Source organism: Micromonospora sp. bgisy143, from assembly GCF_057708145.1.
On the sequence record NZ_JBYIRN010000008.1, the window covers coordinates 102,567 to 119,654 of the forward strand.

A 17,088-nucleotide genomic window follows, 5' to 3' on the forward strand; every position below is an offset into this window, starting at 1 on the left:
CTCACTCGGGAGACCGGCAGCCGGCCGGGTCGAGCGCCGGCGGTGCCGAGTCGGAGGGCGTGGCGTCGGGTGCGGTGGTCGGATCGGTCCCGCCCGTGGTGGCCGCCGTGGTCGGGCTCGCGCTGACGACCCCGTTCACCGACGCGCTCGGGCTGGTGGCCGGCGTCGGAGTGGTCGCGGGCGGGCTCGCGGGTGGAGTCGGCGTGCCCGTCAGCGTCGCCGTGTCGGGCGGGCAGAGCGGCTTCAGGTTGGGGTTGGTCGGGGTGTCGCTGGTCAGCTCCGCGAGCTGCCGCTCGGCGTCCGGCTCGCTCTTGGCCCGGATACCCACCTTGACCGTGTCCTGGGCGGCGACGGTGAGGTCGTCCAACCGGGTGCCGCTGGTGCGGTGCACGGTGGACAGGTCCATCCCGGCGATCTGCCCCTGGATGCCGCGGAAGACGGCGACCTGACCCTCCTCGGTGGCACCCACGTAGTACTGGCGCTGGGTGTACGTCCAGCCGGCGAAGAGTCCACCGCCGAGGATCACCAGCAGGGCCACGGCCATGGCGGTGGCGCGTACCGGCCGGTGCTTGCGCTGCTCCGGCTCGTCGTCGGCGGCGGCGGGCTCCTCCGGCGCGGCGGGGCGCGGCGCGGAGAGCGCCGAGGCCCGGGCGGCCGGGGTCGAGTCGTCGGCGGAGGTCGCCATGCCCCGGTCCCGGGCGGCGGCGCCACCGACGATCGGGGTCGCCTCGACGATGTCGTGGTCGGTCGCATCGGCGATGATCACCGTGATGTTGTCCGGACCGCCGCCGCGCAGCGCGAGTTGCACCAGCCGCTCGACGCACTGCTGCGGGTCGGTGTACTCGCGCAGCGTCTCGCCGATGGTTTCGGCGCTCACCACACCCGAGAGGCCGTCGCTACAGATCAGGTAGCGGTCACCGGGCAGCACCTGGCGCACCGAGTACTCCGGGTCGATGTCCCGGCCGTCGAGGGCGCGGGTCAGCAGCGACCGCTGCGGGTGGCTGCTGGCCTCCTCGGCACTGATCCGGCCCTCGTCGACGAGCATCTGGACGTAGGTGTCGTCCTTGGTGATCTGCGCGAACTCGCCGTTGCGCAGCAGATAGGCCCGCGAGTCACCGATGTGGACCATCCCCAGCTTGCTGCCGGAGAAGAGGGTCGCCGTCAGTGTGGTGCCCATCCCCTCCAACTGCGGGTTGGCGTCCACCGTGTCGCGGAGCTGTTGGTTGGCGGTGCCCACGGCCGAACGCAACGCGTCGACGAGGGCGTCCCCGGGGACGTCCTCGTCGAGCGGCGCCATGGCACCGATGACGATGTTGCTGGCGACGTCACCGGCGGCCATACCGCCCATGCCGTCGGCAACGGCGAGTAGCCGCGGCCCGGCGTAGACGGAGTCTTGATTGCCGTCACGGATCAGACCGCGGTCGCTGTGGGCCGCATAGCGCAGGGTCAGAGTCATGGCCGTAATTCGAGGGAAGTGCGGCCGATCCGGATCGGCACGCCGAGGGGTACGGGGGTTGGTCCGGTGACCTTAGCGCGATCCAGGTACGTGCCGTTAGTCGAGCCGAGATCCTCGACGAACCACTGACCCTCGCGCGGTACGAGTCTCGCGTGCCGCGCGGAGGCGTAGTCGTCGGTGATGACCAGGGTGGAGTCCTCGGCCCGACCGATGGTGATCTGCGCTTCGCCGAGGGTGATCCGGGTGCCGGCCAGTTGACCGGCGGTGACCACCAGCTGGTGGGCCGCCCTGCCCCGCTTCACCTTCGCCGGTTTGGCCGTCGCCTGCCCCGTCGAGGCACCGACCGCGCGTGGTGCCGCCACCAGGCGACCGGACCGGGCTCCCGCGAAGAGATCTCGGCGGATCACGCCGACCACGGTGAACACGAAGATCCACAGCAGGATCAGGAACCCGAACCGGGCAACGGTGATGACCAGTGCCGGCAAGGCGGCTCAGCCGTCCACGCGGAAGGTCAGCGTCGTGGTGCCGAGCTGGACCATGTCACCGGGGTTCAGCGCGACGGCGGAGACCCGCTGCCCGTTGACCATGGTGCCGTTGGTGGAACCCAGATCGGTCAGCACAACCTGGCCGCCGTCGAAATCCAGTCGGGCGTGTCGCCGGGAGATGCCGACGTCGGGCAGGCGCAGGTTCGCCTGGTCGCCGCGACCGATCACCGTCGACCCCATCTGGAGCGGGTAGGTGCGTCCGTCGCCGGACACCAGCCGCACGTTGCGACCGCCACCGTGCCCGGGCGGCGGGCCGTAGCCGCCACCCTGGTCGTACGCGGGGTAGGCGGGCGGACCGGCGTCGTAGCCGGGCGCCGACACCGGGGCGACCTCGCCACCGGTGTAGACCTCGGCCGTGACGCGGAACATCCCCGTGTCCAGGCCCTCGCCCCGCTCGATCTCCACGATCACATCGCCGTAGACCGTCCAGGCCTGCTCGCCGATGAACTCCGCCTGCGACTGGGCCAGCTCCTGGGCCAGCGCGGCGGCGTACGGCGCCAGACGACTGTGGTCGAACGGCGAGAGATCGATCACGTAGCGGTTGGGCACCAACGTGCGCCCACCGGCCAGGATCGCCTTGTGCGCCTCGGCCTCCCGCTGCATGGCGTTGAGGATCTCCACGGGGTGGACCACCCCTTTGAAGACCTTGGCGAAGGCCCCTTCGACCAGGCCTTCCAGACGCTTCTCGAAGCGTTGCAGCACGCTCACCGGCTCCTCCTCGGGTCCCGAGGACATGATGGTATCCGGCCGGCGCGCGCGCAGCTCACACGCCGCTCGGCCGCCTGCTCCCGGCCCGTTCGGAAGGACCGGGACCGCCGTGCTAATCTTTCGTCCGCCACGAACGGTAACCGCTCGTGGCGAGCGTCTGGGACAGCGTAGTATTCCCGGGGCCTGTTGGAGACAGCGGGTTCGGGGCGGCTACAGTGTCCCGGGTCGTGCCACGGGGATGTGGCGGAATGGCAGACGCGCACGGTTCAGGTCCGTGTGCCCGAAAGGGCGTGGGGGTTCAACTCCCCCCATCCCCACCAAAAGACGAGGGCTCCGCTTGATGCGGGGCCCTTCCGTCATATCGGGGCGTGCCGGGCGTCACGCTATGCTCCGATGGTTTCTGCCTCCGATGGACCAGGAGTGGCGTGTGAGTGTCGCGTTGGTGACCGGGTCGGGCGGTCTGATCGGCTCCGAGGCGGTCCGGCACTTCGCCGGCCTCGGTCTGGACGTCGTCGGCATCGACAACGACATGCGCCGGTACTTCTTCGGCGAGGACGGCTCCACCTCGTGGAGCCAGGAACGACTCGCCCGTGACCTCGGTAACTCCTACACCCACCACTCGGTGGACATCCGGGACCGGGACGGCCTGGAGCAGGTGTTCAAGAAGTACGGCTCGGACATCGCCGTGGTGATCCACAGCGCCGCGCAGCCCAGCCACGACTGGGCGGCCAAGGAGCCGTACACGGACTTCGACGTGAACGCCGGCGGCACGCTCAACATGCTGGAGAACACCCGCCAGCACGCGATTGACGCGGCGTTCATCCACTGCTCGACCAACAAGGTCTACGGCGACCGGCCCAACAGCCTGCCGCTGATCGAGCTGGAGACCCGGTACGAGCTGCCCGAGGACCACCGCTGGTACGAGGGCATCACCGAGGAGATGTCGATCGACCACTCGCTGCACTCGGTCTTCGGCGCCTCCAAGGTGGCCGCGGACGTGATGGTGCAGGAGTACGGCCGCTACTTCGACATGAAGACCGCGTGCTTCCGGGGCGGCACGCTGACCGGCCCGGCCCACTCGGCCGCCGAGCTGCACGGGTTCCTGGCGTACCTGATGCGCTGCGTCATGGAGGGCCGGACGTACAACCTGTTCGGCTACAAGGGCAAGATGGTCCGCGACGCGATCCACTCGCACGACGTGCTGACCGCGTTCGAGGCGTTCTTCCGGGCGCCCCGCTCGGCCGAGGTCTACAACCTCGGCGGCGGCCGGCACTCCAACACCTCCCACATCGAGGCGTTCGCGATCGCCCAGGAGATCACCGGCCGCGAGGCGCAGATCAACTACGTCGAGCAGGCCCGTACCGGCGACCACCAGTGGTACGTGAGCAGCATGGCCCGGTTCGAGGCGCAGTACCCGGACTGGAAGATCACATACGACGTGCCGATGATCCTGCGGGAGATCTACGAGGCGAACGTGGACAAGTGGGTGCCGCAGCCATGACCCCGCAGACCAAGCGCAACGTGCTCGGCGTCCTCGTCGACGCCACCGACTACGCCTCGGCGACCGACGCGGTGGTGACCGCGGCGCACGAGCGACGGCCGCTCGCGCTCACCGCGCTGGCCGTGCACGGCGTGATGACCGGGGTGCTCGATCCGGCGCACAACGCCCGGCTGAACTCCTTCGACGTGGTCACCCCGGACGGGCAGCCGGTGCGCTGGGCGCTCAACCTGCTGCACCACGCCGGGCTCACCGACCGGGTCTACGGGCCGACGCTGACCCTGCACGTGCTCTCCCGCTTCGCCGACGAGGGGTTGCCCGTCTACCTGTACGGCTCGACCGAGGAGACCCTCGCCAAGCTGATCCCGGCGTTGGAGCGGATGTTCCCGGCCCTGAAGATCGCCGGGGTGGAGCCGTCGAAGTTCCGCGCGGTCCAGCCGGGCGAGGACGCCGAGATCGCCGACCGGATCCGGTCCAGCGGCGCCCGGCTCGTCCTGGTCGGGCTCGGCTGCCCGCGCCAGGAGGTCTTCACGTACGCCATGCGCCCGCTGCTGGACATGCCGATGATGGCGGTCGGCGCCGCGTTCGACTACCACGCCGGGCTGCTGCGCCAGCCGCCGCCGTGGATGCAGCGCGCCGGCCTGGAGTGGTTCTGGCGGCTCGGGCTGGAGCCGAAGCGGCTGTGGCGTCGGTACGTGATCCTCAACCCGGCGTACCTGGCCCGGCTCGCCGGCCAGAAGACCGGCCTGTGGAAGGCCCGCCCGCCGGCCCCGGCCACCGAGCGGCCCGCCACCTTCGCGGTCTGACCACCAACGATCAGGTACGACACGAGGCCCCACCGGGATCGTCCGGATGGGGCCTCGTCCCTGGGGAACAGGTCAGACGGTCAGGGTCCAACTGCTGATGTAGCCGGTGTCCGCCGAGTAGACGTCGCGCACCTGGAGCCGCCAGGTGCCGTCCGCCGCCTCGCCGGACAGGTTCACCGAGTACGTGGTGTTCACGTTGTCGGCGCTGTCCGAGCTGCTGCTGTTCTTCAGCCGGTACGAGCTGCCGTCCGGGGCGAGCAGGTCGATCACCAGGTCACCGCGGTAGGTGTGCACGATGTTCACCGCGACGGTGGAGGCCGACGAGGCGTTGCGGCCACAGCCGGAGATGCTGATCGAACTGGTCACCGCCGCGCCGGCGTCCGGGATCGTCAGGGCGGCGCCGTTGGTGCCGGTGCAGCCGGTGGGCGGCGGGGTGGTGCCGCCGCTGCCCACGTAGAGCAACTGGTTCGGGGTGCCGGTGCCGACGTTTGTCACCACGTTCGGCGTGGAGTTGCTGACCAGGTTGTCCCGCACCTGCTGGGGGGTCCAGGACGGGTTCGTTGACAGCGCCAGCGCCGCCGCGCCGGCGACGTGCGGCGAGGCCATCGAGGTGCCGCTGATCGTGTTGGTCGCGGTGTTGCTGTTGTACCAGGCCGAGGTGATGTTGACGCCCGGTGCCAGGATGTCGACGCAGGTGCCGAAGTTGGAGAAGCTCGCGGCCGCGTCGTTGTTCTGCGTCGCACCCACGGTGATCGCGGAGGCCACCCGCGCCGGGGAATAGTTGCAGGCGTTCTGCCGGACGCCGAGGGTGTTGCCGTTGCCGGCCGCGACCGCGTACGTGACGCCGGAGTTGATCGAGTTGCTGATGGCCGTGTCGAGGGAGCTGTTGGCGCTACCCCCGAGGCTCATGTTCGCCACCGCCGGCTTGATCGCGTTCTGGGTGACCCAGTCGACACCGGCGATCACACCGGCGTTGGTGCCGCTGCCGGAGCAGTTCAGCACCCGTACGCCGACGAGCTGGACGCCCTTCGCAACCCCGTACGACGACCCGCCGACGGTGCCGGCGACGTGGCTGCCGTGCCCGTTGCAGTCGTCGGCCGAGCCGCCGTCCACGGCGTCGTAGCCGGAGGTGGCCCGGCCGCCGAAGTCGTTGTGGGAGAAGCGGATGCCGGTGTCGATGATGTAGGCGTGCACGTTGCTCGCCGTGTTCGGGTACGTGTAGGAGTTGTCCAGCGGCAGGTTTCGCTGGTCGATGCGGTCGAGGCCCCAGGACGGCGGGTTGGCCTGCGTTCCGGAGATGGACACGGTGTGGTTCTGCTCGACGTACGCGACGGCCGGGTCGGCGGCGATCCGTGCCGCCGCTGCCGCGCTGACGGTGACCTCGAAGCCGCGCAGCGCCGTGCCGTAGGTGCGGGCGACTTTTCCGCCGTGTCGGCCGGTCAGCCTCTGGGCGGTGTCACCGACCCGGTTGGGCGCCACGGTGCTGTCCTTGAGGACGACGATGTAGCTGTCCGGCACGGCGGTTGCTCCGCCAGCCTCCCGTACGACGCCCACGGGCTCGGCGGCCAGAGCCGGGGCACCGACGGCCAGCACGGTCGCGGTGGCCACCCCGACCAGTGCGGACCTGCGTGGAAGACCCATTACCTACCTCCCTCCGACCGGCGGCGAAGCGCGACCACCGGTACGACTGATCGACGCTTGCCGATTTAGGTGAGAGTAGGTCGGCGGGTTCGACAGATAAACATGTCGAAACGTCCATCACCCGGATGGGATGCCCCCTACGGGCCGGGCTTCCGGGGCCGACGGGGGTCCGACCCGGATTCGCCGGATCGAAGAACGGGAAAGACTCTCCGACATGGAGAGTCAGCTCACCATCCTGTTGCCGGTCGCCGCCGTCTGGCTGGCCGCCGGGGTCCTGGCCGACCGACTGCCCCGGCTGCGCGAGGCGCGTGCGCTTCGTCGGCGTACCGGATGGTTGCTGGCGCTCTCGCTGGCCGGCGTCGCGCTGATCGCGGCGGTGTCCATCGGCGGCCTGACGAGCGCCGGCACCGCGCCGATCGACCGTGCGGCCGCCGGACTCACCCTCGCCACCGGCCCGGCGCTCGTGGTGGCCGTCTGCTCGATACGCCGGATCCGCCGGCTGCGGGCCGGGGCCGGGGCGTTCGACACCGCACCCGGCACACCCGCACCGCACGGCCTGCGGGCCGCTGCGGCACACCCGCTCGTGGGTGTGCCGTTGCAGGTCACCGGCCTGGCGACACTGCCGGCGCTGATCGCGGCGGCCGGTACGGACCTCGGTGCCGAGCCCGGGGTCACCGGCCCGGCGATCACCGTCGGCGCACTCGCGGTGGCGGTCATCGGCGTCCGGCACGCGCTGCGGCACAGCCGGCTCGTCGAGCGGACGCAGCCCGTCAGCGCGCGGTCAGCGCGAGCGGCCGGCCCCCTGCACGTATAGGAGTTCCAGGATCGCCCGGGTCGCCTCGAACCAGCGGTCCAGCCAGCCGGGCGGCGGCACGCTGCCCTTCGGCGGCAACTCCATCAGCAGGCCACGCAGCAGTGGGTGATCGGCCAACGAACCGGCGGGCTCCATCGGCCAGCCGTCCGGCGGGAACGACGGCTCGACCAGCGGGTTGGGGTCCAGTGACGGCAGCGAGAGCGGCGGATCCATCGGCTCCGGGTCCGACACCTCCCGCCCGTCCAACTTCTGGTCGGTCGAGACCACCTCGGTCAGTACGGTGTCCCGACGCGCCCCGCGGTACTTGCCACCGAAGCGCTCCGGCTTGGCCGGACCGTTGGTGAGGTTCTCTGAACCGATCGTCGTCATCCGTCTCGCCTGCCTCGCTCGGTTGCGGATCGGTGCGGCGGGTCGTCGACCAGTCCGTACCGACGGGTTCAACGAGGCGGGCCCGCTGTGGCGACGGGAATCCCGGCGGAACCTCGCGGCGCCGGTCGCCGGAGCACGCACACGGAACGTCCCCGCCCAGTCGAGGACCGGACGGGGACGTTCGTCGACCACTCGGTCAGGCCGAGCCCAACACACCACCCCTGGCTCCGGCAACGAAGGCACGCCAGTCGCCGGGCGCGAAGACCAGGGCCGGACCGGCCTTGTCCTTCGAATCCCGGACGCCGACCGCGCCGGTCACGTACGCCACCTCCACGCAGTTGTCACAGTTCGGCCCGCTCTTCGAGCTCTTGAACCACGTCGCCTGCGTCAGGTCCACGGGGAACCTCTTGGTCGCCATTTCGGCTCCTCTGCCAGTTTTGCGATGTGTGCGACGGACTCCTCCGGACGAATGGCCGCAGCGCGGATGTGATCGAAGATGAAGCTGTACTTCTGCAGTTCGTCGCTCTTCTCGAGGAAAAGCCCACCCGTGGCGTTCTCCGCGTACACAACATCCGGATCACCGGGCTCAGGGAAGCTGAGGATCGTGAAGGTGCCGTCCATGCCGGCGTGCGCACCCACCTCGAACGGGAGGATTTGGAGCGTCACGTTCGGCAACTCGGCCACCTCGACCAACCGCCTGAGTTGGCCGCGCATCACCTCGTCCCCGCCCACCGGCCGACTTACCACCGCCTCATCGAGCACCACCCACAGATCGACCGGATCGTCCTGGGTCAACAACGACTGACGGCCCAGACGGACACGCACCCTTTGATGTACCTGATCGGCGGTGAAGTCCGGACGGGCGGCGCGGATCATCGCCCCGGCGTACTCCTCGGTCTCCAACAGTCCGGGGACGACCTGCTGTTCGTACGCCCGGATGGAGCTGGCTGCCGCCTCCAGGCCGACGTACGCCCCGACCAGCACCGTGCTGTACGGGTGCCACCAGCCCTTCTGCCGCGCCTCCCGGGCGATCTGCACGAGTTCGTCGCTCTCGGCGCCCACGACGCCGTAGATCCGCAGCATGTCCCGCACGTCGCGCGGGGTGGCCGTGGTGTGCCCCGTCTCGATCCGGGAGACCTTGGACGCCGAGCACTCCAACTGCTCGGCCACCACCTCGATGGTGATCCCCGCCGACTCCCGCTGCCGGCGCAGCTCGGCGCCGAGTCGTCGCCGTCGGATTGTCGGGCTGCGCCGTTCACTCATCGCGCGGCCTCGGCACTTCTGGCCCTTGCCGCTGGTTGCTCGACCCCACTCTCGGGCTACCTCCGGTCGCCGCGCCACTGGTTGTCGCTTGCCGGGGGCGCGACCGTCGGCCGGCGAGCGTTCGCGACGAGGGGTGGTGCCGGTCATCGGCCGGCCGCGACGGGCGAAACCGGCCCTCAGTGTGCCGTCCGTACGCGGATGGCTTCAAGCGCCGCTTTGCGTGGCGAACTCACGTATCGGCAAAAGTCGACGTGCAACTTGCATGAAGCACGTCGCTGATGCACTCTGTCCGTATGGCACGGATCACTCAGCGTTCCGGTCCGCTCTCCGGGAGTGGTGAACCCACCGACCCCGGGCCGCCGGACGGGACGCGGGCCCGGCCGGCGACACCCGGACCTGCGCCGGGGTAATGACCTCACCGCTGCAAGCCAGCTGACTGCGGCGGTGGGCGCGGTTCCCGGCAGCAGTCAGGTGATGGTCGGGTGGCGGCACGCCACCAGCGGGTACGGCCCGACCACCACCAGCACCAGACGGTCCACGAGGCGCGATCCCGCAACCGGGCCGAGACATCCCAGACCAGTCACCCGCCGGCACGTCGCCGGCTTACCCTCCCCAGGAGCCCATGTGCTTCCCCGCTCCGGTGACGTTCTGCACGTGACTCGCGCGGCGAGTGTCCAGTTCCTCAGGCCGATCATGTTCCGGGTGATCCGGGTGCTCGACTGGCCGACCTACGACGGTTGGCTCTGGCTCGACGGCTACGAGCTCAACGCCGCCGGCGACGCCGTCAACCGCCGGTCGATCTTCGTACAGCGGGAAGGGCTGCAACAGGTGCAGGCCGCGCCCGTGCCCCGCCCGCACACTGTACGGACCCGGCGACCGGTTGCCCGTACGCCGGTCAGAGTCGGCTGACCAGCGCGATCCGCCGCGGGTAGGCGTGCCGTCGCCATAGAATCGGTACGCCCACCCCGGCATCGTTCCACCCGCACGTCCAGGACCCTGAGCCTGGGATGGTCATGGTCAATCAGCCCGCCGTGCGGCGGCACCACCGCTGGAGTATCACCTACGCTCTCGGACTGCTCGCCCTTCTCGGGGCCCTGACCACCGTCGTGGTCCTGGTCCGCGATCCGGCGTCGTCGTCCACCCGGCTGGCCGTTCCGGTACCGGCGCCGGAGATCACCGTCGCCGGTACCGACCCACCCGTGGACGAGTACGGCTGGATCGGCGCCGACGCCCCCGACGGGTACGCCGACACGACCGGCCCGGCCACCGGTTCCGGTGCGGGCGGTCAGGCCGACGGCCGCCAGGAACTCGCCGGGACGACGTCGACCGGGCACGACGCGATCGACGTGCGCCGGTCGCTCTTCTGGTCCGGCATCTTCGGCCTCACCATCTCGCTCGCCGGCCTCGGCCTCGTCGGCACCCGCCGCCGGATGTGGTGAGACCGGTCACGGTGTGGCCGTCGCCGTCGGGCTCAGGCCGGCCGAACTGCCGCCCGGCGACGGCCGGGCCTGGGAGATCACCACCAGCACCTCCTGGTCGGTCGGCACCAGAGTCCCGGCCTCCGGATCGGTCCGCACGACCGTGCCCGGTGGCAGCTCCGACGGCCGGTAGACCACCCGGTAGCTCAGGCCCAGCCGGTCCAGCAGCCCTTCGGCGGTCGACTGGGAGAGACCGGTCAGCGGCGGCACCGGTATCTGCGCCCCCTCGGTGGTGGCCGCCGGGCTGCTCGGCGTCGCGCTGGTGGGCGCCGCCGACGTGGGGGCGCTGCTGCTCGGCGCCGCGGTGACGCTGGTCGGCGGGACGGACGGCGTGACCGGGTTGTCGGGGTCGTCATCCCGGGCGCTCAGCACCACCCACAGGGCCGCGCCGAGCAGGGCCGCGAACACCAACGCGAGTACGCCCCAGAGGATCGGCAGCCACCACCGTCGGCCGCCCTGCTCCTCCATGTACCAGTCCGCTGACGGTTCGGCCGGTCGAGGTGCCCGTACCTCGGCCCGCCCCGACCACGACGGTGGCGTCGCCCGCGCCGCCGGCATCGGGGCCGTCCGGTCGGCCGGAGACGCGGACGCGGCCCGGTCGATCGGCATCGTCTCGTCCGACGCCGCACCACCACCCGCCGCGGCCCGGTCCATCGGCATCGTCTCGTCCGACGCCGCACCACCACCCGCCGCGGCCCGGTCCATCGGCATGGTCTCGTCCGACGCGGCGGTGGGGTGCGCGGGCTGTGGGCGGTCGCCGCCGGCCGGTGGCAGGGGGCGCGTCCGGTCGTCGTCGGGTGTTCCGGCGGGCGGCTCCTGGCGGTCGTCGCTCATCGCACGTCCTTTCCCGAACCGGGCGGGCGCCCTGGCCCTCGACGTCAACCTAACCGCCCAGGTCGACATCGGCCGGTATCGGTGGCACGCGCCGCGCGCCGCCGGCGGGTCGAGGGCGGCACGGCAGCGCCGCCCACCGCGCGTCACCCGTGGTCAGGCAGGCCGGGTCAGGTGGTGGGCTTGGTGGTCGGCTGGCTGGGTGGGGCCGCCGCTCCGCACCAGATGCTGACCTCGTCGTTCCAGCGGGCCGGGCCGTCCTCGGTCGGGTTCTGCTGAGTGACCTTTCCGCTGCGCCCGCTCTGGTACCGCGGGTAGAGCCCCTCCTCCACCAGCTCGTCCGCCGCCTTGGCGCAGTCGTCGCCGATCACGTCCGGCACCTCGGCGGCCGGCGGCGGCCCGGCGATCTGGAGCTGAACCGTGGTGCCCCGGGTCACCGGCGCGCCCACGGGCGGGGACGAGCTCTCCACCGTGCGTCCGATGCCGGTGCCGAAGACCAGACGCCAACCCAGCCGCTGTTTGCGCAGCATCTCGCGCGCCTGCTCGAAGTCGGTGCCGACCACCGGGGGGACGGTCAGCCCGGTCCCCTTCGTCGCGGAGGCGCTCGTCCGGGGAGCGGACGGGGTGGTCCGGCCGGTGCTCGGCCGAGCGGAGGTGGCCTCCCCGGTCGGTGTACCCGCCGTGGTGGCGACCGCCTGCGGGGTCGCCGGAGAATCGTCGTCGTCGCCGGCCAGCAGCCAACCGCCGGTCGCGCCGACCACGGCGAGGAGCACCGCGACCAGTCCACCACCGAGCAGCACACCGGCCCGGCTCCCACCGCCGCCGTCCCGGCCGTCGGAGGAATCCTGCCGACCCGTGTTCGCGTCCGTCATACCGTCCACCGCCTCATCACCGGCGACCGTACCGTTCGCCGCCCATCACGTTGTGCCGACGGTCCGTACCGGCGGGTCACTGCGACTCGCAGCACCGACGACGGGACGTTACGCTGCCCGGCATGGCCAGACGGGGCTGGGGAGTATCGATCGCGACGGCGGTCGGGGTCGCTGCCGGCGCGGGCGCCGCGCAACTGGGCTTCGGCTACGGGCTCGGCGTCATCACCTGGACGCCCACCGAGGCCGGTGCCAACGGCACGGCCTGGGCCGACGGGCTCGCGTGGGCCACCTGGCTGGCCGCCAGCTCCACTGTGCTGGGTGCGGTCTGCGCGCAGCGACTGCACCAGCGGGGCGTACCCGCGTCGACGACCGGGGACCCGACGGCCGCCGTCGTGGCGGACGAGGCTGACCTGCCGCAGTCGTCGGCGCTCACGCCCGGCCAACCGGGCGGCACCGAGGCGACGCCGGACCTCCCGGCAGTTGATCGGGCGGAACCGGAGCCGATCGAGCGCCCCGGTCTGCTCCGCCGGCTGTCCCTGGCGCTCGCTGCCGGGCTCGGTGGACTGGTCACCGTACTGCTGGTCGCCGTACCGGCCCGGGTCGCCGCCGGCGCCGACACCGGCGCGCCGCAGCGCGTCGCGGCCCTGCACGCGGCGCTCGGCATCCTGATCGGCGTCGTCGTCGCGCTCTGGGCGCTGCGCTCCCGCCCGGTCGCGGTGAACATCACCGCGACGGCCGCCTGGCTGTGGCTGCTCGCGGTGGTCTCGGTCGTCGACGGGGTACGCGTCGGGCGCGGGCTGACCGGCGCCCAACTCGGGACCTGGCAGCTCGACCCGGACCACGCGCGGTACTGGATCGGCGGCCAGATCTACTGGCCCGGCGCGCTGCTGGCGCTCGTACCCGCGCTTCTGATCGGCGCCCTCGCCGCCCGCGGCGCGGTACGTCCGGGCGGACACCGGGTGGGCGCGGCGGCCTCCGGCGCGGCCGGCCCGTTGCTCGTCGCGCTCGCCTACCTGACCACCGTGCCCCGGTGGGCGGCACCCGGCCCGGCACAGTTCTCGACCCAGCTCATCGCCCCGTACGCGGTGATCGCCGGTGTCGGCGGCTCGATACTCGTCGCGCGACTCGCCGAGCGGGCCGGCCGCCGACGTGCCGCCGACCGACGACCGACCGCCCCGGCCACCGGTCCGGAACCGCCCTCGGCTGACCCGGACGCGGCGTCGGGGGATGCGGCCTCGGCGGGTGCGGCGGCCCGGCGTCGGCTGACCTCGACCGATCAGGCCGACCGATCCGACGCGGCGTCGCGCGACCCGTCCGGAAACGGCGGATCGGCGTCGACACCGGGGGACGGCTCACCCGACCCGGGGTCGACCGCTCCGGCCGATTCGACCCGACCCGACGGGCCCGACCCGACGTCGGGCGCGACCCGCACGCAGACAGGCGCGGCGGACGGTACCCGACCCGGACGTCGCGCCCGCGCGGTGACCGACACCGGCACGGCAACCCGGCGAGGCAGGACCACCGCGGCTCCGACGCCCCCGGAGACCCGCCCGGCCGACGCGCAGACGGCCCCACCCCGCGTCCCGACCCAACGCCCCGACCCGGATGCCGAGTCGCCAACCGAGGCTCCAACCTCCCACCGAGCCCGCCCACCCCGCCGCCCCACCACCTGACCAACCCCACCCCACCCACCGCCGCGCCCACCCCACCACCGCTGCGTCGATCATGAAGTTATTGCCGCAACACGCCGAGGCGGCTGGCGATAACTTCATGATCGACAGGGTGCGGGGACCGGCGGGCGGGGTCCGGGAGGGGGGTGGGGGTTAGTTGAGGGGCCAGGTGTGGACTGGTTCGTTGGTGCGTTGGAGTTCCGCGTAGCGCTTGACCATGTGGTGCAGGGCTGCCGGGCGGTCCATCCCGTGGTGGCGCTCCGCCGCCCAGACCGCCTCGGTCTGCCAGACGGAGCCGTTGCGGCCGGTACGGCAGCGCTGCTCGATGATGCCGAGCAGCCGGTCCCGCTGCGCCGCCGCGACGCCGAAGCCGTCCAGCCCGGTCGCGGCGACGGGCAGCAGGTGGTCCAGGACGAGCTTGGTGACCGGCACGTCACCGGCCCGGGGCCAGTGCAGTACGGCGTCCAGGCCACGGCGGGCCGCCGCGTGGAAGTTCTCCTCGGCCGAGGAGAAGGTGAGCTGACTCCAGATCGGTCGGTCGGCCTCGGCCAGGCCACGGACCAGCCCGAAGTAGAAGGCCGCGTTGGCCAGCATGTCCACCACGGTGGGGCCGGCGGGCAGCACCCGGTTCTCCACCCGTAGGTGCGGACGGCCGTTCATGATGTCGTAGACCGGGCGGTTCCAGCGGTAGACCGTGCCGTTGTGCAGCCGCAGTTCGCTCAGTTGCGGCACTCCACCGGCGTGCAGCACCTCCACCGGGTCCTCGTCCTCGCAGATCGGCAGCAACGGCGGGAAGTACCGGACGTTCTCCTCGAACAGGTCGAAGATCGAGGTGATCCACCGCTCGCCGAACCAGACCCGGGGGCGTACGCCCTGTGCCTTGAGTTCTTCCGGACGGGTGTCGGTGGCCTGCTTGAACAGCGCGATCCGCGTCTCCGCCCAGAGTTGACGGCCGTAGAGGAAGGGCGAGTTCGCCCCGACCGCCACCTGGACTCCGGCGATGGCCTGGGACGCGTTCCAGTAGTCGGCGAAGCTGTCCGGCGCGACCTGGAGGTGGAACTGGAGGCTCGTGCAGGCCGCCTCGGGGGCGATCGAGTCGGTGTGCGTCCGCAACTGCTCGACGCCACGGATGTCGAGCTCGATGGCCTCACCCCGGGCGCCGACGATCTGGTCGTTGAGGACCCGGTAGCGCTCGTTGGTGGAGAGGTTGTCCTCGACCAGGTGCCCCTCGGTGAGCGTGGGCAGGATGCCGACCAGGACGATCTTCGCGTCGGACCTGGCGGCGCGCTCGTCGGCCCGGGAGAGGCTGCTACGCAGGTCGTTTTCGTAGTCGGCGAAACCGGCGCCCTCGATCAGCCGGGGCTCGGCGTTCAACTCCAGGTTGAACTGCCCCAGCTCGGTCTGGAACAGCGGATCGGCGATCTCGGCGAGAATCTCCTCGTTGCGCATCGCCGGCTCGGCCGACGAGTCGACCAGGTTCAACTCGATCTCGAGGCCGGTCATCGGCCGGTCGGCGTCGAACCCGAAGTCGTCGAGCATCAGGGCGAAGACGTCGAGGCAACGCCGGACCTTCTGCCGGTAGCGGACGCGGTCCTCCCGGGTGAAGGCGCCCTGCGAGACGTCCCTGCCCATGTGTCCTCCCGACAACCGGCGCGGTCGGGATTCTGCCGTCCCGGAAGCGCATTGTGAACCATCAACGGTAAGAGCGCTCGCCTGGCCGGGGCCAGAGGCCGACGACGGTGTTCCGACGCCGGCCGGAGCGGATTCGCTCGTGGCGCCATCTCTACCCCGTCACCGTCGCGCCGGATCACGCCGGGGTGAGAACAAGTCGTGACAATTCACACGCACTCGGCACCGACGACGTCGGGCCCGCGCCGACGACGCCGGGCCCGCGCCGACGTGCGGCGCGGGCCCGGCGTACGGGTGATCCGGGGGATCAGGCCTGGCGGATGGCCTCGCCCTCGATCTCGATCTTGATCTTCTTGCCGACCAGCACGCCGCCGGTCTCCAGGGCGACGTTCCAGGTCAGGCCGAACTCCTCGCGGTCGATCTCGGTGCTCGCGGAGAAGCCGAAGATGTCCTGGCCGAACGGGCTGCGACCGACGCCCTCGAACTCGACCTCCAGCTCGACCGGGCGGGTGACGCCCTTGACGGTCAGCTCACCGTCGAGCACGAACTCGTTGCCGCTGCGGGACTTCACGCCGGTGCTGCGGAACTCCAGGGTCGGGAACTTCTCCGCGTCGAGGAACTCGGGGCTGCGCAGGTGCGCGTCGCGGTCGCCCTGGGTGGTGTCGATGCTGGCGGCCTGGATGGTCGCGACGACCGACGACTGCAGCGGGTCCTCGGCGACGGTGATGGTGGCGGTCGCCTCGTTGAACTCACCACGGACCTTGCTGACCATCATGTGCCGGGCGACGAAGCCGACCCGCTTGTGCGCCGTGTCCAGCACGTAGGTGCCGGCCGCCGGGATGGTGAGACCGTCCCAGTCGCGGGTAACCGCATCGATGCTGCTGGTCATGGCTGGTGTCCTCCAGAGGATTGTTTAGTAATCCAACGACTGCTTGAGCAAATATAACCTCAACAACATTCCCCGTGTCAAGTACTGATAGGATGACCGAGTGACCAACGTGTTCGACGACCCCCGGATCACCGCGGTTGGCCTCCTGTACGAGGCCCACGCCGGGCTATCGGCCCGGTTCGCCGCCCAACTCGAGGAGCACGGCCTCTCCCAGGTCGAGTTCGAGGTGATCACCCGACTGGCCCGCTCGCCGGGCAACCAACTACGGATGACCGACCTCGCCGCGCAGACTTCACTCTCCACGAGCGGGGTGACCCGCGTCGTGGACCGGATGGAGCGCGACGGACTGCTCACCCGTCGAGCATGCCCGAACGACCGCCGCAGCTCGTACGCGGTGGTGACCGCGTCCGGGATGCAGCGGCTCGACGAGACGCTGCCCGGGCACCTGCGGATCATCGAGCAGTGGTTCACCGGCCAACTCGAACCCGAGGCCCTGGCGGCACTGCTCGACGGCCTGCGACGGGTGCGGGACGCGGTCCATCCCGGCGCGACCGCCGGCAGTACCGAGGAGATGGCCGACGACTGCGACCCGACCTGACCGTCGTGCGGGGCGTCCGGG

18 protein-coding genes and 1 tRNA gene are annotated in these 17,088 nt (G+C 71.3%); 8 read left to right on the top strand and 11 right to left on the bottom strand.

Going from position 1 to position 17,088, the window contains the following annotated elements; all coding sequences use genetic code 11:
* Nucleotide 1: 1 nt before the first annotated feature.
* Genes AC3EN4_RS12745 through AC3EN4_RS12755 form a run of 3 tightly spaced genes read right to left on the bottom strand, consistent with a single transcriptional unit; the run spans nucleotide 2 to nucleotide 2,736 of the window.
* On the bottom strand, nucleotides 2-1,456 hold the full coding sequence (locus AC3EN4_RS12745) for a PP2C family protein-serine/threonine phosphatase (RefSeq protein ID WP_435206120.1): 1,455 nt from the start codon (nucleotides 1,454-1,456) through the stop codon (nucleotides 2-4).
* Complete coding sequence (locus tag AC3EN4_RS12750; RefSeq protein ID WP_422737607.1) at nucleotides 1,453-1,941, bottom strand: FHA domain-containing protein FhaB/FipA; 489 nt, start codon at nucleotides 1,939-1,941, stop codon at nucleotides 1,453-1,455. Before AC3EN4_RS12750 ends, AC3EN4_RS12745 begins: the two co-directional genes overlap by 4 nt.
* Nucleotides 1,942-1,947: 6 nt before the next feature.
* Nucleotides 1,948-2,736 carry an FHA domain-containing protein gene (locus AC3EN4_RS12755; protein ID WP_007454122.1) on the bottom strand — a complete coding sequence of 263 codons (789 nt, stop codon included), beginning with the start codon at nucleotides 2,734-2,736 and terminating at the stop codon, nucleotides 1,948-1,950.
* 207 nt (nucleotides 2,737-2,943) lie between these two features.
* Here AC3EN4_RS12755 and AC3EN4_RS12760 point away from each other — a divergent pair.
* From AC3EN4_RS12760 to AC3EN4_RS12770, 3 genes are all read left to right on the top strand, one after another.
* Nucleotides 2,944-3,029 (top strand) — tRNA-Leu (locus AC3EN4_RS12760).
* Nucleotides 3,030-3,094: 65 nt separating this feature from the next.
* Nucleotides 3,095-4,210, top strand: a complete 1,116-nt coding sequence (locus AC3EN4_RS12765) for an NAD-dependent epimerase/dehydratase family protein (RefSeq protein WP_435206121.1) — start codon at nucleotides 3,095-3,097, stop codon at nucleotides 4,208-4,210.
* A complete protein-coding gene (locus tag AC3EN4_RS12770) occupies nucleotides 4,207-5,013 on the top strand; it encodes a WecB/TagA/CpsF family glycosyltransferase (protein ID WP_422737605.1) in 807 nt (268 codons plus the stop codon). The genes AC3EN4_RS12765 and AC3EN4_RS12770 overlap by 4 nt, the downstream gene beginning before the upstream one ends.
* Nucleotides 5,014-5,085: 72 nt before the next feature.
* On the opposite strand, the gene AC3EN4_RS12775 is transcribed toward AC3EN4_RS12770, so the two are convergent.
* The gene (locus AC3EN4_RS12775) at nucleotides 5,086-6,654 is read right to left on the bottom strand and encodes a S8 family peptidase (protein ID WP_435206122.1); all 1,569 of its coding nucleotides are present in this window, start codon (nucleotides 6,652-6,654) and stop codon (nucleotides 5,086-5,088) included.
* A 214-nt stretch (nucleotides 6,655-6,868) separates the two neighbouring features.
* On the opposite strand from AC3EN4_RS12775, the gene AC3EN4_RS12780 reads away from it, so the two are divergent.
* The gene (locus tag AC3EN4_RS12780) at nucleotides 6,869-7,468 is read left to right on the top strand and encodes a hypothetical protein (protein ID WP_422737603.1); all 600 of its coding nucleotides are present in this window, start codon (nucleotides 6,869-6,871) and stop codon (nucleotides 7,466-7,468) included.
* Here the strand turns inward: AC3EN4_RS12780 and AC3EN4_RS12785 are convergent.
* The 3 genes from AC3EN4_RS12785 to AC3EN4_RS12795 all read right to left on the bottom strand — a co-directional run bounded on the left by AC3EN4_RS12785 (nucleotide 7,436) and on the right by AC3EN4_RS12795 (nucleotide 9,100).
* Nucleotides 7,436-7,837, bottom strand: coding sequence for a hypothetical protein (locus AC3EN4_RS12785; RefSeq protein ID WP_435206123.1), 402 nt, complete (start codon nucleotides 7,835-7,837; stop codon nucleotides 7,436-7,438). The two genes, AC3EN4_RS12780 and AC3EN4_RS12785, sit on opposite strands and share 33 nt — an antisense overlap.
* A gap of 196 nt (nucleotides 7,838-8,033) precedes the next feature.
* Nucleotides 8,034-8,255 carry a DUF397 domain-containing protein gene (locus AC3EN4_RS12790; protein WP_355048523.1) on the bottom strand — a complete coding sequence of 74 codons (222 nt, stop codon included), beginning with the start codon at nucleotides 8,253-8,255 and terminating at the stop codon, nucleotides 8,034-8,036.
* Entirely contained in the window at nucleotides 8,225-9,100 is an 876-nt protein-coding gene (locus AC3EN4_RS12795; RefSeq protein WP_234584497.1) for a helix-turn-helix domain-containing protein, read from the bottom strand. The genes AC3EN4_RS12790 and AC3EN4_RS12795 overlap by 31 nt, the downstream gene beginning before the upstream one ends.
* A gap of 624 nt (nucleotides 9,101-9,724) precedes the next feature.
* Here AC3EN4_RS12795 and AC3EN4_RS12800 point away from each other — a divergent pair.
* Both AC3EN4_RS12800 and AC3EN4_RS12805 read left to right on the top strand, forming a co-directional pair.
* The gene (locus AC3EN4_RS12800) at nucleotides 9,725-10,009 is read left to right on the top strand and encodes a hypothetical protein (RefSeq protein WP_355242798.1); all 285 of its coding nucleotides are present in this window, start codon (nucleotides 9,725-9,727) and stop codon (nucleotides 10,007-10,009) included.
* Between the two features lie 98 nt (nucleotides 10,010-10,107).
* Complete coding sequence (locus AC3EN4_RS12805) at nucleotides 10,108-10,539, top strand: hypothetical protein (protein ID WP_435206124.1); 432 nt, start codon at nucleotides 10,108-10,110, stop codon at nucleotides 10,537-10,539.
* 6 nt (nucleotides 10,540-10,545) lie between these two features.
* On the opposite strand, the gene AC3EN4_RS12810 is transcribed toward AC3EN4_RS12805, so the two are convergent.
* A complete protein-coding gene (locus AC3EN4_RS12810) occupies nucleotides 10,546-11,412 on the bottom strand; it encodes a PASTA domain-containing protein (RefSeq protein ID WP_435206126.1) in 867 nt (288 codons plus the stop codon).
* Between the two features lie 167 nt (nucleotides 11,413-11,579).
* Nucleotides 11,580-12,281, bottom strand: a complete 702-nt coding sequence (locus AC3EN4_RS12815; RefSeq protein WP_435206127.1) for a PASTA domain-containing protein — start codon at nucleotides 12,279-12,281, stop codon at nucleotides 11,580-11,582.
* A 122-nt stretch (nucleotides 12,282-12,403) separates the two neighbouring features.
* Here AC3EN4_RS12815 and AC3EN4_RS12820 point away from each other — a divergent pair, with 122 nt between their 5' ends.
* Nucleotides 12,404-13,954 (top strand): hypothetical protein, encoded by a 1,551-nt coding sequence (locus AC3EN4_RS12820; RefSeq protein WP_435206128.1) that lies wholly within the window; start codon nucleotides 12,404-12,406, stop codon nucleotides 13,952-13,954.
* 150 nt (nucleotides 13,955-14,104) lie between these two features.
* Here the strand turns inward: AC3EN4_RS12820 and AC3EN4_RS12825 are convergent, their stop codons facing one another.
* Entirely contained in the window at nucleotides 14,105-15,583 is a 1,479-nt protein-coding gene (locus AC3EN4_RS12825) for a glutamate-cysteine ligase family protein (RefSeq protein ID WP_435206129.1), read from the bottom strand.
* 304 nt (nucleotides 15,584-15,887) lie between these two features.
* Nucleotides 15,888-16,469: a YceI family protein gene (locus AC3EN4_RS12830; RefSeq protein WP_422737595.1), complete on the bottom strand. Its 582-nt coding sequence runs from the start codon at nucleotides 16,467-16,469 to the stop codon at nucleotides 15,888-15,890.
* A 100-nt stretch (nucleotides 16,470-16,569) separates the two neighbouring features.
* On the opposite strand from AC3EN4_RS12830, the gene AC3EN4_RS12835 reads away from it, so the two are divergent.
* A complete protein-coding gene (locus AC3EN4_RS12835; RefSeq protein WP_422737594.1) occupies nucleotides 16,570-17,067 on the top strand; it encodes a MarR family winged helix-turn-helix transcriptional regulator in 498 nt (165 codons plus the stop codon).
* Nucleotides 17,068-17,088 lie beyond the last annotated feature (21 nt).

Coding starts and splice junctions, on each gene's coding strand:
- AC3EN4_RS12745 (WP_435206120.1), bottom strand. CDS start 1,456: ATGACTCTGACCCTGCGCTATGCGGCCCACAGCGACCGCGGTCTGATC.
- AC3EN4_RS12755 (WP_007454122.1), bottom strand. CDS start 2,736: ATGTCCTCGGGACCCGAGGAGGAGCCGGTGAGCGTGCTGCAACGCTTC.
- AC3EN4_RS12765 (WP_435206121.1), top strand. CDS start 3,095: ATGCTCCGATGGTTTCTGCCTCCGATGGACCAGGAGTGGCGTGTGAGT.
- AC3EN4_RS12770 (WP_422737605.1), top strand. CDS start 4,207: ATGACCCCGCAGACCAAGCGCAACGTGCTCGGCGTCCTCGTCGACGCC.
- AC3EN4_RS12775 (WP_435206122.1), bottom strand. CDS start 6,654: ATGGGTCTTCCACGCAGGTCCGCACTGGTCGGGGTGGCCACCGCGACC.
- AC3EN4_RS12780 (WP_422737603.1), top strand. CDS start 6,869: ATGGAGAGTCAGCTCACCATCCTGTTGCCGGTCGCCGCCGTCTGGCTG.
- AC3EN4_RS12785 (WP_435206123.1), bottom strand. CDS start 7,837: ATGACGACGATCGGTTCAGAGAACCTCACCAACGGTCCGGCCAAGCCG.
- AC3EN4_RS12790 (WP_355048523.1), bottom strand. CDS start 8,255: ATGGCGACCAAGAGGTTCCCCGTGGACCTGACGCAGGCGACGTGGTTC.
- AC3EN4_RS12795 (WP_234584497.1), bottom strand. CDS start 9,100: ATGAGTGAACGGCGCAGCCCGACAATCCGACGGCGACGACTCGGCGCC.
- AC3EN4_RS12805 (WP_435206124.1), top strand. CDS start 10,108: ATGGTCATGGTCAATCAGCCCGCCGTGCGGCGGCACCACCGCTGGAGT.
- AC3EN4_RS12810 (WP_435206126.1), bottom strand. CDS start 11,412: ATGAGCGACGACCGCCAGGAGCCGCCCGCCGGAACACCCGACGACGAC.
- AC3EN4_RS12815 (WP_435206127.1), bottom strand. CDS start 12,281: ATGACGGACGCGAACACGGGTCGGCAGGATTCCTCCGACGGCCGGGAC.
- AC3EN4_RS12820 (WP_435206128.1), top strand. CDS start 12,404: ATGGCCAGACGGGGCTGGGGAGTATCGATCGCGACGGCGGTCGGGGTC.
- AC3EN4_RS12825 (WP_435206129.1), bottom strand. CDS start 15,583: ATGGGCAGGGACGTCTCGCAGGGCGCCTTCACCCGGGAGGACCGCGTC.
- AC3EN4_RS12830 (WP_422737595.1), bottom strand. CDS start 16,469: ATGACCAGCAGCATCGATGCGGTTACCCGCGACTGGGACGGTCTCACC.